We start from the raw sequence: 15,284 nt of genomic DNA, 5'->3' as shown, positions 1-15,284 counted from the left end.
AATTTGATGCAGTCTGGGAATTAACTTCTTATTTCCCGTACTGCTGATTCCCCGAATCAATACCTGTTGGGTTCGATCTTCGATATTCGATTGCCAAAATTTCTCGCAAGCTTTTTGCAGGACGGAATCAGAACTCTTGGCATTTTCTGCTGCCACACAGGTCAGTGCGAACAGTTCTTCACTACTTGCGTTTAATAGAGGGCGCAGCTCGTCGTCGGAGATTGGCTTGCGGCTCGCGAGCAGAGATGCCAGGGCGATCGATTGAAGGGTTTCTCGGGGCGATTTGAGCCGATCTCGCAAATAATCGGAGATGCCGATATCTTTGACCGAACTCAGTAGCTCGATGGTAGCCACCTGTAGTTTGGTCTCGTCTTCAAAAGGCAAACGCTCGATTTCGATGATAAATCGACTCGGTCGATCGATCCGGGCAGCCAACTGCAATCCTAACAGTCGATCGGCTCGAGTCTCACTTTGAAGCAGTTGGCTGATTTGAGGAGCATAGTTATCAGGAAGTCGATCTAACCCTTCGCTCACATCGTTAAGGCGTACGGAACCCGCTCGCAGCATCGCAAGCAGAGACTTGAGGTAACTTTGGCTGACCCAGTGGCGCACCAGCCAAAATAAAGCGGCTAAAATCGTCCCGAGTAAAATTGTTTTGGAATGTCCGAGAAAAGATTCGCAAATCCATAACAGCACACCGGCTAAAGCCAGACCGAGGGAATAAAACAAGCCATCCACCAAGGAGCGAACTCGTCCGACGAAGCTGGCAGGAATCGCATTAAAATTGAGTGTATAAATGGGCTGGTTAATCGCTGTTTCCCAGGCGGCGTTATTAAAATTCAATCCGATGGCAACGGGCAGATTTCCACTGAGACTCAAGGCAATAAATCCAAGCAAAGTGGTAATAGGATAAATTGGATTCATGCCAACAACTCCCAAATGCTTAATACCAGGTCTCGTCACAAAATACAGTAGCAATAATTGCAAAATATCGCTAACAGCGCGAAAAAGTCCGAGAAAATGAGTTAGCTCTCTTTCTGTTGTAAAATTTTGGGAGTAAATCCGAAAATACTCGAACTCGGCCAAGCTGTAGAGAATGACCCATAAAATAATACTTGTAATCAGAAAATCAATAATCGGATAGCGTTTTCGCAGCAGCGGCAATACTTTCAGGTTATCAACCAAGGCACTGTTAGATTTTGCCTTCAGGTGAGAACCTTCTATCGGCTCTTCAGAACTTTCGAGATACGACAATTGAGCGATAACCAGACCGTAGAGTAATGGTAAAACCAGCAGCATATCCTCTGAGGAGAATCGATTCGCTAAGACCATCGTCAACCCCCCTCCGAGTAGTCCTCCCACACCCTGTGCCATGGTCAAGTAAGTAACATAATGGTTATACTCTCGAGACGTAAAATAGTCTGATATCGAACTAGGTAAAAGAATATCGAGATGCAGTCGCCATTGAAAGTAAAATCCAATGTAAATGGCATAGTATACTAGCAACAATTGTGATTCGATCGCAGTTCTGAAAACCGCAACAAGTAAAATGCCTCCCAATAATAAATAAGTAAAAATACGGGAATGACTGTACCGATCGACAACTTGTGAAAACCCAGTATAAAGCGGGACTGACACTAAACCAATGGCAATATAAGATAGAGGTAACCCCTCGGCACCTGCGTGGTAAATAAACAAGGAGCTAGCTAGCGTATAAGCAAATACATTTAGCGCCATAATAGAAATCGAAAGACCCAAAAAGTGAGTGTTTCGATTTATCTTTGCGCGCACGAAGCTAAGCATTTGCTTGACCGATCGATTTTGTATCATTAATTGACTAACCCTTTAGCAGTTTTACAGTCACCCTAACCTCAAAAAAAACGAAATCAGAACAGGAGAACCCACAGAATATGACCGATTGTAATCATTCCCATCTTCTGGTTCGGGATATCGAGCCTAAAGGGAAAGGAGTCTTTGCCGCTCGCAATTTTTCTAAAGGAGAAACCGTCGCGAGCGGTCGCAAAGTTCGGATTTTGCCCCAGAGAACGCCACACTCGATCCAGATGGATTTCGATCTTCACGTATTAATTGACGAACCTGCCGTTTTAATTAACCATTGCTGTCAACCCAATACTGGAGTTCGGAACAACCCGTGGGGAGGTTACGATTTCGTGGCTCTTATAGACATTGCTGCGGGAGATGAAATTACTTTTGACTACGAAACAACAGAAACGGAATTTTCTGCAAAATTTCAATCGGCTTGTAACGTTTCTGAATGTCGGAAACAGTTATGCGGTTTTTTCCATCTTCCGACCGAAGTACAAAAAAGCTACGGAGAGTTTATTGCAGATTATCTAAAAGCCAAGGCTCGAAACTAGACGCTTGGCTTTCGTGTTGCTAATTTTTGGGTTGTATTTTCACTCTTCATCCAAAACTCACCAGTTTAAAAGTCCGTCCAATCGATCGAACGTTGAAGGAACATCTAGTAATATTCGGCTCGGGTTTCCGATTCGACGGTATAACGATGTCATGATGGATGTCTAAATCTCCTGGACTCGCTCCTTACTCATACAAATATTTGGCAAGAGGATCCGGATCTTTCACCGCTTGCCTTTCCTCCAACCCAGTGACTCGGTCGGATTTCCCAGACCGTATCAATTCGGTGAAGCCGCACCCATCGAATTACAAATCAGTTCGCGATAAAAATACCTCGATGCACATTCCCAACCCAAAAAAACCAAACGAAACCAGTTGAGATTGCCAGATTGCAGAGGGTCGATGACCCCTTGGAAACTCTCGATCGCCAGTTCGATCGTCCATCTTTAACCACTTTCCCCCATGCACCCAGCCAACGCGAGTACCGAGTTGGGAATATTCTGTTTCAACTTCTTGGTAAATCTGCTTTTGGACGCTGAAGCCAAAGCGTCCCTCACTCAAATCGATCCACAGTCGATCGATCGTCTGCAGAGCGGTGCTGGGGAACATCTCGAAATCTTCAAGCTCGAAATAGCCTCGCTTGCGAGCACCCACGATCTGTAACATCAACCGCCAAGTTTCTCGGTCGGCTTCTTCGTACTTCTTTTTTTCAAGATAATCCCGAAGCTTCCCATACTCATCCACTTCTTCGATGACGGCTTTGGGATCGTCAATATTTGAAATTGGAGCCAGAGGCGAAACGGCGATCGATGCTTCGGAATTATCTAGAGATTGACGAGAATTGGCATCCTGGATATTCAGATCCGCTTGCTGAGAGTGTCGCTTCCACGCCATCCACCCCCATCGGGCTATTGCAGCGATCGCAACGATCGCCATCCCTAAGCTTATCCATTCCATTGCGCACTCCAGGTCTTAAACCCAAGATAATATTGAAGCTTGAAGGGGCAGATACACATCCTGACTCGCCATCATCAGTCATTCCCACAGATAAGCGCCAGGGTTGACACTCGTACCGCTCTTTCGACTTTGAAAGTGATTAGTTACCAGCCTAGAGCCTATCGTATTGTTTGAGAATCCGTGTATTTTCTTGAATTCACTTATTCTAATCTATGAATTGCGTTTACGTAATTGCACTGATGCGATCGACGCGACTCAAATCGGTACGGTGGATCGCAATAGCGTTTTTGTGCTTTGTCCTCATTTAGAAAATTTTCCCACGCACATTAGAGGTCATCAAAACCATCGGCATTCTAGCCATCGAGCGACGAATACTCGACCGGCATTGAACCGACTGGGAGCGTAGAAGATCCGATCGTCCGCTCTAGTAAATCGAAAAACCTGTTAACTAAAGTTTAGAAGGATTCAGACACCGTTTCGCAACCATCAGGGGGTCGAAAAATCTTGTTCGACCCCCTGAATCTCGATCGCCGCTCACAACACTTCGACCGGTTTTCGATCGGTTTGTTCCTGAGTGTTTCACACCAGTGCAGTTCGTTCTTTCGGAGGAATGTAAGGGCGATCGTGCATCCCAACATAGAGCTGTGCCGGTCGAAAAATCCGGTTTTCTCCGAGTTGCTCTTTCCAGTGCGCCAGCCAACCCGCCACCCGCGCAATGGCAAAAATTGACGTAAACATATCCGTAGGAATGCCTAGTTTTCGATACACTAAACCCGAGTAGAAATCAACGTTCGGGTAAATTCCTTTGGCTCCGAGCTTTTCTTCCACAGCCTGTTCTAACTCGATGGCAATATCGTAATAGACATCTCGACCGAATTTTTCAAAGAGTTGTTCGGCCAAGTTTTGCAAAATTGTCGCTCTGGGATCTTTGACTTTATAAACCCGATGACCGAAACCCATAATTTTCGACTTGTTCTCGAGTTTCTTCTCTAGATACGGTCGGACATTTTCCACCGAGCCAATTTCCTCGAGCATGGTGAGAACTTCTTCATTCGCCCCCCCATGAAGGGGACCCCCGAGGGTTCCGACCGCCGAGGCAATAACCGCATAAGGGTCAGTCAGAGTTGAAGCCGTTACCATGGCTGAAAACGTCGAAGCATTCATGGAATGCTCTGCGTGAAGCAACAAACAAACATCGAAAACGCGAGCGGCTAATTCGTCGGGTTCTCGCTCGGTGAGCATATACAAGAAATTTGCGGCGTAGTCCATATCGTCGCAAGGTTGCACGGGATCGTTCCCTTGGCGAATCAGCTGAAACGCCGCGACCATTGTCGGAATTTTGGCCAACAAGCGAATTGCTGCATTGCGAATGTAAATGGGATCGTCTAATGCCCGACGAGAATAGAACAAACCCAAAGCTGCAGCAGACGCTTGCAAAGCATCCATAGGATGACCGCTTTCGGGAAAGCACTTCATCATATCCCGAATGCGATATTTAATCCGTCGATGGTAGCGAATGTCGTGTTGAAAAGACTTTAGCTCTTCTTTCGTGGGCAGTTGACCCCAAATAAGGAGATAAGCCGTTTCCAAAAAAGTGCTTTGAGTTGCGAGTTCCTCGAGCCGAATGCCGCGATATTCTAATATGCCTTGGCGACCATCAATGTAGCTAATACTGGATTTGGCAGCAGGAACCCCTTCAAGACCGGGTCTGTAAGTATCGACAGACATGATTCTCCCATTGTGTGAACTGATGACAAGCGATCGCAGACAACTTGCATTTTCGCGCGCTGAAGGGTGAGTAGAGCTATTGCGAACGCGAACGGGCTACCGGGAACGAATGGACTTTTACCCTTGAGTATAGATGCCGGAACTCCCCAGCTTCAGTTGCCCCCGATCGAGCGAGATCGATGAGGTTAACTTACCAGAAACTCGGTCGGTCTGTGCTCGTTCTTCGATAATTCTCACGAAAATCCGACATTAAGGAGCGAGCGACACTCGGCAAATTGTTGGTATTCGAGACCTTAATGAGGATCGCCCAATTCAGCGGACTGACTCAGCTCGCTGTTTGTTGGAACTGTCCGTCTGGCGTTTTTGGCGTTTGTTTCAAAAGGCATAGATGGGGTATCTTTAGCTGCAAAACCTCCTGGATGCGCCCTTGTACTTCAGCCGTCGTCCCGGTTGCCTCGACGCGAACGATTCGATCGGGTTGGGTTTGAGCCAATGTTGCGTAACCTTGGCGCACCCGTTGGTGAAAAGCGAGGTTTTCTCGTTCCATCCGATCGAGCTGACCTCGCTCCCGAGCGCGGTTCAGCCCCTCTGTCGGATCGAGATCGAGCCAGAGGGTTAGATCGCTGAGTCTTCCCCCCGTGGCAATTTGGTTGAGTTGTTCGATCGTATCGAGATCCAATCCCCGGCCGTAGCCTTGATACGCGATGGTTGATTCCGTATAGCGATCGCACAAGACGATCGCCCCGACAGCTAGATGAGGCTCGATAAGCCCGGCAACGTGTGCGGCGCGATCGGCAGCGTACAATAACAATTCCGCTCGCTCTCCAATGGGGTCGGCATCAGGTTGCTCTAACAAGAGCTGGCGAATCCGAACTCCTAAGTGCGTGCCACCCGGTTCGCGAGTTACGATAACCGTGGGGAAAGTTCCATCTTCTGATGTCTGGTTCGAGAGCCATTGATGGGTTTGCTGCAACTGAGTCGTTTTACCAGCACCTTCTATCCCTTCAAAGACAATCAATCGACCCCTCGAACGATCGTTTTCCATCTGAGTTTTCGATCGAATTACAACATTATTTACACGCGCACTCGTACAATTGTGCGTTGCAGATGGTACATTAGCAAGAGTTGGAAACTTCCGAGGAGGTCGTATTTCGGTGAACTCGACAGAATCACTCAACGCTCAAGACTTGCAAGCCGAAGTATCGCGCTTACAAGAAGAAGTTCAGATGCGCGATCGACTGGTACAGCAGTTGTCCCAAGAATTATTCCGCCTGGTCAAGGGAAATGCGAATTTTACGCCCAACCCAGAAGTTTCCGAGCAGCACCACGCCCAAATGCAACTGCTGCGCCAACAACTTGAAGAGGTCGAGCAGCAAGTAGAGTTTTACCAAGAACAAATTAGCCAGCGGGATACGCAACTGGTTGAAGAGCGGCAAGCCGTTCGGGAATTAACCGACCGTGCGAGAATGCTAGAGCAAGTCGTTCAAGAGTTGCCAGAAATTTACCGTCAGAAGTTTGCCGAGCGATTGTCTCCAGTCAAAGAGCGAGTGGAGATGCTGCAAAAAGAAAATCGCAAGCTGCACGCAGAGCTTCAAAGCGTCAGTTATCGGTTGGCGATGCGCTCTCGGAAGTCTACGGGGCAGCTCGATTTACCGAGTTTCAAGCCATCGAACGGTAACGCCTCTCTTCCCTCTTTTGGAGGAGCGTAACGGGTCATCTCGTTTTGGGGGTAAGTTTGGTGGGTTGGAGAATTTTTAAAAGAGCGCTCCGATCCACAAGCTGTGCCTAAATTAGACCCTTCTTAGCGTTTTGTTTGTGTTGCAAAGAGATGCGAGCTAAGCCAACATCGAGTCCAACAAAATAAACTCCAAGACTTCGGTGAGCCTTAGCATAAATCCCGTACGTTTGAAAAGAGAAAATTTGCACCCTAGATAAGCACAATCTACTCGCTCGGTACAGAACGTCGTGGTAGATTGTTTGAGTTTTGCTAGATTTTAGCTTGGTATACACCGATTTTGAAAATTGGCAAGTGTTGCGTTATAGGTGAGTACGACACTAGGTGAGACCCTAGAGGTCGATCGGGAGTAGGGATGGTAAATTGTGAATAGATTACCCAAAAAGCGATAAAAGTCAGGACGCTCGATCTCTATTTTGCTTTTAGAAATCGGTGCGATCTATACCATAGAGCAATATCATTCGAAAACCTGTTTATTCTCGATCGCGCCCAAGTGTATTATCATATCAGCCACACCACCACTTTTACCTACGATCGACCAGTCTTTCTCGCGCCTCATATTCTGCGGCTGCGACCTCGCAGCGACGGATTGCAGCGACTGTGTAATTTTGCTCTCAACGTAATACCCCATCCAGCCGGTATGGCTTGCGTCCTCGATTTAGATGGTAATGCTATCGAGAGAGTATGGTTTGAATCGGCGACAAAGCAGCTAGAAATTACGACCACCGTTCAGATCGAAACCTGCCAAACCAATCCATTTTATTCCCAAGTCGAATCGTGGGCGGCTAAGCTGCCGATAGACTATCCCGGTTCTTTACTAGCTCAGTTACAACCCTATTTAAAATCTTACACCCCAGTTCCCGATCCCGTAGCGATCGATTTGGCTCAAGATCTAACTCGGAAAGTGGAAGGGAAAACAACAGCTTTTTTAGGTAAATTAAATCAGCATCTCTACAAAATTTGTCAAAAGATCGAGCGAGAAAATGACGATCCCTGGTTTCCTGGAATTACCTGGAAAGCCAAACGCGGTTCGAGTCGGGATTTAGCCGTATTGTTTATGGAAGTTTGTCGATCGATCGGGTTAGCCGCACGATTTGTCAGCGGCTATCGAGCAAGTCCCTCATCCGAAGAGCGTTCGGAAGTCAGTGCTTGGGCGGAAGTCTACCTCCCCGGTACGGGTTGGCGGGGATACGATCCCAGCCAGGGATTGGTGGTAGCCGATAATTATATTGCCTTAAGTGCGAGTGCCTTCACTCGATATACAACTCCCATTCAGGGGGATTTTACACCGGCGGAATTTGCCGTCACGGGAAATCTGAAAAGTCAGGTGAAGGTGGAGGTTTCCGAAGACATTCATTTGCGATCGGAAAAAGGGGTCTCGGACTGAGAGGGTTTGATGGTGACATTTACGAAAAGATGATGAGAGAAAAAGCAAGATTATTAGAAGCGATCGCCGGTCAAAATCGAGGTTTGCTCAGTGGAGAAGGCGATCGAGCTGCTATTGGGGAAGCCATCATCCGCTTAGAAGCTGAAAACCCCACCCAGCGTCCGACACAACGAGACGATTTACTTGATGGTAATTGGCGATTGCTCTACACCACTAGCCAAGATTTACTCAATCTAGGGCAGTTTCCCCTTTGGACTTTGGGGCAGATTTATCAATGCGTTCGCACTCAAACCGGTCGGCTTTATAACGTTGCTGAAGTTTCGGGATTGCCTTATTTAGAAGGTGTACTCAGTGTCCGGGCAAAAATTTCACCGCTTTCTGACGAGCGAGTAAGCGTCAAGTTCGATCGGCGGATTTTGGCATTGCAACGGGCGATCGATTACCGCAATCCAGAAGATTTTGCGAATAAGCTAGAGCAGGAAAATATCGGCCCGGCGATCGATATTCCCGTTGACGATAACCAATTAAATTGGCTGGATACGACTTATCTCGATGAAGATTTGCGGATCGGACGAGGAAGTCGAGGTAGTATTTTTGTTTTGACAAAAAATTGAGTAATTAGTAATTGGCGATCGGTAAATTTAACTTTTTTTCTGATCGTTTGCGCTTAATATTTACCCGAAAAATATCTAAAGAGAATTATCCAAACTGGATGTTAGCTGCGATCGGAAATATTCGTAAAGATGTCACTCTTCTTTTTAGCTTTGGATGATTATTGTGGTAACGGGGGTTTCGGGGTCGGGAAAATCGACGGTGGGAACACTACTGGCTCAGAGTTTAGGTTGGGAATTTTTTGATGCCGACGATCTTCATCCCCAGGCAAACATTGAAAAAATGAGTCGGGGAATTGCGCTGAACGATCGCGATCGCCAACCCTGGTTAGAACGTTTACACGAGGCGATCGAGAATTGGTTAAAAAGCGATCGCCCCGTGGTTTTAGCTTGTTCCGCTCTTAAATCTCGTTACCGTCAAATGCTGAGTGGCGAAAATGGCGATCGTATCAAGTGGGTCTATCTGAAAGGCTCTTTCAAGGCTCTTTCGGAACGACTGAGCAAGCGTCAAGACCATTTTATGAGCGAAGCCCTCTTACAAAGCCAATTAGACACCCTCGAAGAACCCGAAGATGCCCTTTGGTTTGATATTTCCCACTCGCCGGAGGTTCTGGTGGGGCAAATTCGGGAGAGAAATGCGATCGATTGAGACGCGATCGAGTTTGAGATGCGACCCTAGTATCCTAATCTCTTTTCATCGTGCTATACCACCTCAAATGAAATGGATAGTGCTGCCATCTGATTCACATTCGCCAAGACTGTGGCAATCGCCGGAGCGTAATGTTTAAGACCATCATTGAAGCTGTCCCGAGCTTCGCTATTGTTTGATTTCACGCTATTGAGATCCTCGAACAACCCATCGACCAAATCGGACGCAGCCTCCGACGACGTACCAACGGGACCTCGATAATCGGTAGACACTTCTTCTGCCAGTGTTTGTAGGACTTTGAGCGTTTCGCGCAATGGCGTGCGACTAGCAACGACGAGCACTTCCACCAAGCCAGGGCTATTGGCAATTTGAAACTGGAAGCCGTCAAGAACAACGTCGGGAATAATGCGCGTGCTATTGCCCGGTATCAGAGAGTCTTCTTCGGGATTTTGAAACGTTGACGGAAAAATACTCGTCAGAGAACGATCGGGACTAATCAATAAAACAGTAACGTAGAGATCTCCCCCTTCGTTATTTTTGAATTCAAACTCAACAAAATCTCCCGGTCGGAATTGAGGAAGAGCTGACGCTGAAGCCTCGTTGATTGAAGATTTGGGAGGAGTAGAGCCGCCCCGAGGTGTAAAAGTCGTTCCTAAGACTTCACCCACTCCACTCCGCATAATGACCTCCACATTCAGCCGGGAAGACTCGGGATTAATGACCAATTTAAACAAACGGGCGACTAGCAACGATTGCAGCTTGGTTTGCAAGCGGTTGACAGCTTCTGATACGGATTCGCCTACCGCGCCAAAAGAATCGGGAATCGCTTCGTCGAATACGGGGCTAAATAACCCCAAGCTACCGACTGGGGGGAGATCGTTCTGGTTTGTTAACTGTTCTCGGTATTCGGAGGTCATTGGGGCGAGTACGTACTGCACGTCCTCTTTTTCCAAAGGCATGGCTTGGATGCGGAACAGGGCATTCAAAGCTTGCTGTGCTGTGGTGATGGATTCGGTATCGAAGGCGCGATCGTCGATTCCCACGCGCAAGTGAAAATCAAGGGGAATACTGCGGACTTCCTCCCGGACAAACATTCCCGGTTCGAGATCGCGACCTCCGTTACCGTTGGTCATGTGACCCACGCCCACTAACCCCTCGCGACTCTTAAGCTCGATTTCGACCGGCGGTCCATCTCCAATCGTCAGCTTTTGTCCGGAACGATCGAGTACCGATAGCTTTGTGCCCTCTTTGAACGCCTCCAAGCTATAGCGGTTGACACCACCCAACCACAACTTGACGCGATCGTTCCCTAATTTTTGCGTAATAACTCCTTCAGCAGACGGACGGGGCATTTCAGTCAGATAGAGAGGTTCAAGGCTATTTTCCTCAGGGTTACATTCAACGAGCGGTTTTTGAAGATTAGTCACTCGGCTCAGACTTCGAGAAATTTTGAATATTGAGTCCTTGACGGGTTCGGGGCGGGTTTGCTGCCAGAGATAGCGCGTCATCAAATAGGTGAAGGCCCCGGCGTGAAAGCCATTAAAGGAGGCATCGGCGGCCAGTTGTTCCCGTTGTGCCGATGCGATAACCACTCCTTTGGCAATATTCTCTCGAACCTCCTTAAGTTCTTCCTCGGATAGATCTAGCTTGGAGATCCATTTTTCCTGAAATGCCAGTTCTTCCTCACTGGGTAGAAATTCCACTCCCCCCGATCTAGATCGCACTGTCAAGTTGCCCCGTGTTCCTCCCCCAGAGTGGCAGCTATCGAGAACCACGGTTAAATTATCGGTTTTGACAGCACGCATTAGCAGAAAGAGGGTACGCCCCATGATATCGTTCACTATACCCCCTTCATCGGACACGATCGGACTGTCGATGGGAACGAAAGTGCTATTAAGTCCATCGGCAGAAATGCCATCAGGATCTTGAATTTGAGAACCGTGACCAGAATAGTGGAAAACAGCGACATCACCAGGTTTCGCTTGAGCGATGAGATGCTCTTCAAAAGCCGTTAAGATGCTGTCGCGAGTGACGTTGGCGGGCTTATCTTCATCGGTAAGTACCAGAATATCCTCTTCCTTAAAACCGAAGCCGTACATCAACAGGTTTTTCTGCATCAGCACATCAGTGGCGCAGCCTTTGAGAGAATTCCAGCTGTCTCCGGAATAATCGTTAATCCCCACCAAAAGGGCGAGTTTGCGCGGCGTACTTTGGGCGAGAACTTTGCCATAACGATCGCCTTGTCTGACGATATCGAGTTGGCTCAATCCCAGCGTTGCTAAGGTGGAACTGGCAAATTGGAGAAAGTGGCGGCGTTTCATATTTTTATATTTTGGTATTGCACCCGATCGCGGGTTATAAATGTTTTTTGGTGTCTAGTATAAGTGGAAAGACAAACAGGCGATCGCATTCCTTTATCAATACTTAGTTCTGACCCGAAATAACTTATGCAGTATTCGATCTCACGACGATCGGGTTTTCCAACTACGTTTTTCCGGAGCTAACTACCCATCTTGTCGATCGATCCACCGATCTAAGTTCTGTCCGTTTAGAGCTGCCCCCATCAAATCGGGAAATCGATCGGGAGTACAGGCAAAAACGGGAATTCCCAAATCTGATATTCTTTGGGCGTTTTGACGATCGAAATCTGGCGCACCTTCGTCGTTGAGCGCCAAAAGTACCACCACCTGCACCCCCATTTCGGTCAGTTGAGCGACTCGCCTCAGCATCAATTCTGGATCTCCTCCCTCATACAAATCGCTAATTAAAACCAAAATCGTCTGATGGGGGGTGCGTATTAACCCCTGACAGTAGACTAGTGCGCCATCGATATCCGTTCCTCCCCCCAATTGCATTCCAAATAGCACCTCAATGGGATCTTGCAATCGATCTGTGAAATCTACGATCGAGGTATCGAATCCTACCAGATAGGTATCGATCGAATCGATCGAAGCCAAGACCGCCCCAAAAATACTGGCATACACCACAGAAGTGGCCATCGAGCCACTTCCATCGATACAGAGAATTATTTCGGGTAGAGATGATTTTGAGGGGGTGCGACCGATGCGAGCCACCGGAACGATCGTGCGATACTCAGGCTGGTAGTATTTGAGATTAGCTCGAATGGTTTGTTGCCAGTCCAGTTCGCCATGGCGGGGGCGAAAATTTCGGATCGATCGCCCTCTTGCACTCCGAACGGCTGCCGTCGTGGGAGCGGTCAATTGACGCGCTAAAGCTAAGACGACCTCTGCAATGACCTTTCGTGCGGTATCCTTAGTGGTATGGGGCATCACTCGATCGAGAGAGAGCAAATCGGCTGCCAAGCGAACATCTGGCTCCATTGCCGACAGCATTTCGGGTTCTAAGAGCAGATGGTGTAAATCCAGTCGGTCAATTGCATCCTGTTGAAGGATGCGGGCGGTGGAAGTCGGAAAGTAAGTGCGAATGTCTCCTAACCAGCGAGCCAAGTTCGGGCTAGAACTCCCCAAACCTCCGTAACGTTCGCTGCCGTAAAGAGATTCCATCGCTCGATCGACGATCCGATCGGTCGGGTCTAACTCAACATCCGCTCCTCGATCGCCTTTACCATTGCCATCGCAAGGACTCTCACCTCGATCGATTTCGTCGGCTTCACCACCGCCTAAAATCAGCCGCCAGCGTCGTCGGTATTCAAACTCGTTGTCTCGATCCATCGGCGTTCGGTCTCGGTTTCGTCAGATCCTTGTGTTATCTTTCAGGTAGGTTGCACGCTATTGAGTAAAGAGCATTTTAAAGAGCGGATTTGGGAGCGTGCCCGGTTCATTGGAGTTATCTCAAGGTCATTATCTCTCGTCGATGGTTTGGCAGTCTGTCTGGGAGCAACGAAAACGAGTTTGCTTTTAAGTCACCTCCAAAAAACCTCGATCGGACCGGATAGATGGACTAAAAACAACAGGAAATTTCATGCATTTTCAGGCTGAGGGACAACCTCATGACATTACGCAAAAAAATACTGTTGATGATGGGAGTCGTACCGATCTCGCTTGATGCGCTGTTCTATGGGACTTTTTCGATTCTTTGGCTCCCAAATCTCCCCCCACCTGACGGACGCGCTCTCCCGTCTTCGGATTTATCTCCATTTGCCATCGGCATTGTCTCGATCGGTATACTCCTATGGGCGACCCAGCGATGGCTCGCTAGACTCTACTCCGAACCAGAGACCCTCAGAAGCTCGAGGAACGCGGTAGAACTGAGCGTAAGCGGCGATCGAACGGCAACTGACAGCGAACTGTCCCATTTGCGCCAAACGGTCAACTCCCTCAAAGCCACCCTCGATCTCCAAGAGCGGGAGCAGCAAGAACTCACAGCTCGATACCGACTCATCGCCGAGAATTCCACCGATTTAATTGCGCGAGCCACTCTCGATGGCGTTCTATTATATGTATCCCCTGCTTGTGAGGTACTGCTCGGATACGCCAGCGAGGAACTCATCGGCAAGAATATCTACGAGCTGTTTCATCCCCAAGACTTTAATGCCCTCAATCCGACCCGAGCGAGCGAAATCGAACCCTCATCGACGTTGACGGTTAGCTATCGCATTCGCAACAAAGTCGGGGAGTACGTCTGGTTTGAAACCACCAGCCGCGTCGTCCGCGATCCCAACACCGATCGGGCGATCGAAGTGGTTTCGGTCTCGCGAGATATCACCGAGCGCAAACTTGCCGAAAAAGACTTGCGCCAAAGCGAAGCCTCGATTCGCTCGATGTATAAAGTCACCTCGTCGCGTCAGCTTAATTTTGAAGAACGCCTTCAAGGATTGCTGGCGTTGGGAAGACTGCGGTTCGGGCTAGAAATTGGGATTTTATCTCGGATTCAAGGCGATCGCTTTGAGGCGCTCGAAGTCCAATCTCCCAGCAATGCCATCGCCAGGGGCGATATCTTAGCGTTAGAAAAAACCTACTGCTACCGCACGATCGAAGCCAAAGATCCCCTTTACTTTGAGTTTCTCCTCGTCTGCGGTTGTGCCGAACCCCCCGAATACGGTCCGTTTAAAATTCAAGCCTACATCGGCACTCCCGTCATTGTTGGCGGTCACGTGTACGGAACATTAAGTTTTTCGAGTACCCGCGCTCTAGGAGAACCCTTCAAGGCGGTCGATCGCGAAATTTTAAAGCTGATGGCGCAATGGATCGGTGGAGAAATCGAGCGCCAACAAGCTGCATCGCAATTGGCACACGCACGGGATGAAGCCATTGCCGCCACTCAGGCAAAAAGTGACTTCCTGGCTAATATGAGCCACGAGATCCGCACGCCGATGAATGCGGTAATCGGCATGACCGGGTTACTTCTCGATACCTCCCTCACCTACGAGCAACAAGATTTCGTCCAAACCATTCGCAATAGTGGTGAGGCGCTGCTAACGATTATTAACGATATCCTCGACTTCTCGAAAATTGAATCGGGCAAACTCGAACTGGAAAATCAACCCTTCGATTTAGTCGGTTGTGTGGAAGAGTCTCTCGATTTACTCGCGTCCAAAGCCACTCAAAAAGGTGTTGAATTAGGGTATCTGCTCGATTCGGAAACCCCAGCGGCGATTCGAGGAGATATCACCCGCCTGCGACAAATTCTTGTGAATCTGATCGGGAATGCCGTTAAATTTACAGACTCCGGAGAAGTGGTGGTTTCGGTCTCGGCTCACCCTTGTCGGGTTCCGAGCTTGGATTCCCATCTAGATGCCTCGCATCCGAACAACCCGACCGAATCGTCACCGCAGAGCGGACAATTATACCAGTTGCAATTTGCCGTTCGCGATACGGGAATTGGCATTCCTCCCGAACGGATGCATCGCCTGTTTTGCTC

The 15,284-nt window shown here is 48.4% G+C and carries 12 protein-coding genes; 6 read left to right on the top strand and 6 right to left on the bottom strand.

Features of this window, described 5'->3' with window-relative positions; all coding sequences use genetic code 11:
• Positions 1-1,737: hypothetical protein (locus IQ235_RS04380; protein WP_319592544.1), on the bottom strand; the 1,737-nt coding region annotated here is incomplete at its 3' end.
• 173 nt (positions 1,738-1,910) lie between these two features.
• Here IQ235_RS04380 and IQ235_RS04375 point away from each other — a divergent pair.
• Entirely contained in the window at positions 1,911-2,378 is a 468-nt protein-coding gene (locus tag IQ235_RS04375) for an SET domain-containing protein (protein ID WP_264320275.1), read from the top strand.
• 304 nt (positions 2,379-2,682) lie between these two features.
• Here the strand turns inward: IQ235_RS04375 and IQ235_RS04370 are convergent, their stop codons facing one another.
• From IQ235_RS04370 to tmk, 3 genes are all read right to left on the bottom strand, one after another.
• Complete coding sequence (locus IQ235_RS04370) at positions 2,683-3,333, bottom strand: GUN4 domain-containing protein (protein ID WP_264320274.1); 651 nt, start codon at positions 3,331-3,333, stop codon at positions 2,683-2,685.
• A 579-nt stretch (positions 3,334-3,912) separates the two neighbouring features.
• Positions 3,913-5,061, bottom strand: a complete 1,149-nt coding sequence (locus IQ235_RS04365) for a citrate synthase (protein ID WP_264320273.1) — start codon at positions 5,059-5,061, stop codon at positions 3,913-3,915.
• 325 nt (positions 5,062-5,386) lie between these two features.
• Complete coding sequence (gene tmk, locus IQ235_RS04360; protein ID WP_264320272.1) at positions 5,387-6,106, bottom strand: dTMP kinase; 720 nt, start codon at positions 6,104-6,106, stop codon at positions 5,387-5,389.
• Between the two features lie 109 nt (positions 6,107-6,215).
• Between tmk and IQ235_RS04355 the strand changes: the two genes are divergently transcribed.
• The 4 genes from IQ235_RS04355 (at position 6,216) to IQ235_RS04340 (ending at position 9,443) form a co-directional block, all read left to right on the top strand.
• On the top strand, positions 6,216-6,770 hold the full coding sequence (locus tag IQ235_RS04355) for an Npun_F5560 family protein (RefSeq protein ID WP_264320271.1): 555 nt from the start codon (positions 6,216-6,218) through the stop codon (positions 6,768-6,770).
• A gap of 519 nt (positions 6,771-7,289) precedes the next feature.
• On the top strand, positions 7,290-8,183 hold the full coding sequence (locus tag IQ235_RS04350; RefSeq protein ID WP_264320270.1) for a transglutaminase family protein: 894 nt from the start codon (positions 7,290-7,292) through the stop codon (positions 8,181-8,183).
• Between the two features lie 29 nt (positions 8,184-8,212).
• Complete coding sequence (locus tag IQ235_RS04345; protein ID WP_441373243.1) at positions 8,213-8,797, top strand: PAP/fibrillin family protein; 585 nt, start codon at positions 8,213-8,215, stop codon at positions 8,795-8,797.
• A 154-nt stretch (positions 8,798-8,951) separates the two neighbouring features.
• A complete protein-coding gene (locus IQ235_RS04340; protein ID WP_264320269.1) occupies positions 8,952-9,443 on the top strand; it encodes a gluconokinase in 492 nt (163 codons plus the stop codon).
• A gap of 53 nt (positions 9,444-9,496) precedes the next feature.
• Here the strand turns inward: IQ235_RS04340 and IQ235_RS04335 are convergent, their stop codons facing one another.
• Together IQ235_RS04335 and IQ235_RS04330 are read right to left on the bottom strand one after the other, a co-directional pair.
• Positions 9,497-11,764 (bottom strand): caspase family protein, encoded by a 2,268-nt coding sequence (locus IQ235_RS04335; protein WP_264320268.1) that lies wholly within the window; start codon positions 11,762-11,764, stop codon positions 9,497-9,499.
• Between the two features lie 183 nt (positions 11,765-11,947).
• On the bottom strand, positions 11,948-13,135 hold the full coding sequence (locus tag IQ235_RS04330; RefSeq protein WP_264320267.1) for a VWA domain-containing protein: 1,188 nt from the start codon (positions 13,133-13,135) through the stop codon (positions 11,948-11,950).
• A 278-nt stretch (positions 13,136-13,413) separates the two neighbouring features.
• Here IQ235_RS04330 and IQ235_RS04325 point away from each other — a divergent pair.
• The coding region (locus tag IQ235_RS04325) for a PAS domain S-box protein (protein ID WP_264320266.1) at positions 13,414-15,284 on the top strand (1,871 nt) is incomplete at its 3' end.

This window comes from Zarconia navalis LEGE 11467, assembly GCF_015207075.1.
GTDB lineage: Bacteria > Cyanobacteriota > Cyanobacteriia > Cyanobacteriales > Geitlerinemataceae > Zarconia > Zarconia navalis.
This window is presented reverse-complemented; position numbering and strand designations above follow the sequence as displayed.

Bases quoted from the DNA above. Each gene is read 5' to 3' on its own strand.
- IQ235_RS04370 (WP_264320274.1), bottom strand. From the start codon at position 3,333: ATGGAATGGATAAGCTTAGGGATGGCGATCGTTGCGATCGCTGCAATA.
- IQ235_RS04345 (WP_441373243.1), top strand. From the start codon at position 8,213: ATGATGAGAGAAAAAGCAAGATTATTAGAAGCGATCGCCGGTCAAAAT.
- tmk (WP_264320272.1), bottom strand. From the start codon at position 6,106: ATGGAAAACGATCGTTCGAGGGGTCGATTGATTGTCTTTGAAGGGATA.
- IQ235_RS04375 (WP_264320275.1), top strand. From the start codon at position 1,911: ATGACCGATTGTAATCATTCCCATCTTCTGGTTCGGGATATCGAGCCT.
- IQ235_RS04330 (WP_264320267.1), bottom strand. From the start codon at position 13,135: ATGGATCGAGACAACGAGTTTGAATACCGACGACGCTGGCGGCTGATT.
- IQ235_RS04365 (WP_264320273.1), bottom strand. From the start codon at position 5,061: ATGTCTGTCGATACTTACAGACCCGGTCTTGAAGGGGTTCCTGCTGCC.
- IQ235_RS04340 (WP_264320269.1), top strand. From the start codon at position 8,952: ATGATTATTGTGGTAACGGGGGTTTCGGGGTCGGGAAAATCGACGGTG.
- IQ235_RS04335 (WP_264320268.1), bottom strand. From the start codon at position 11,764: ATGAAACGCCGCCACTTTCTCCAATTTGCCAGTTCCACCTTAGCAACG.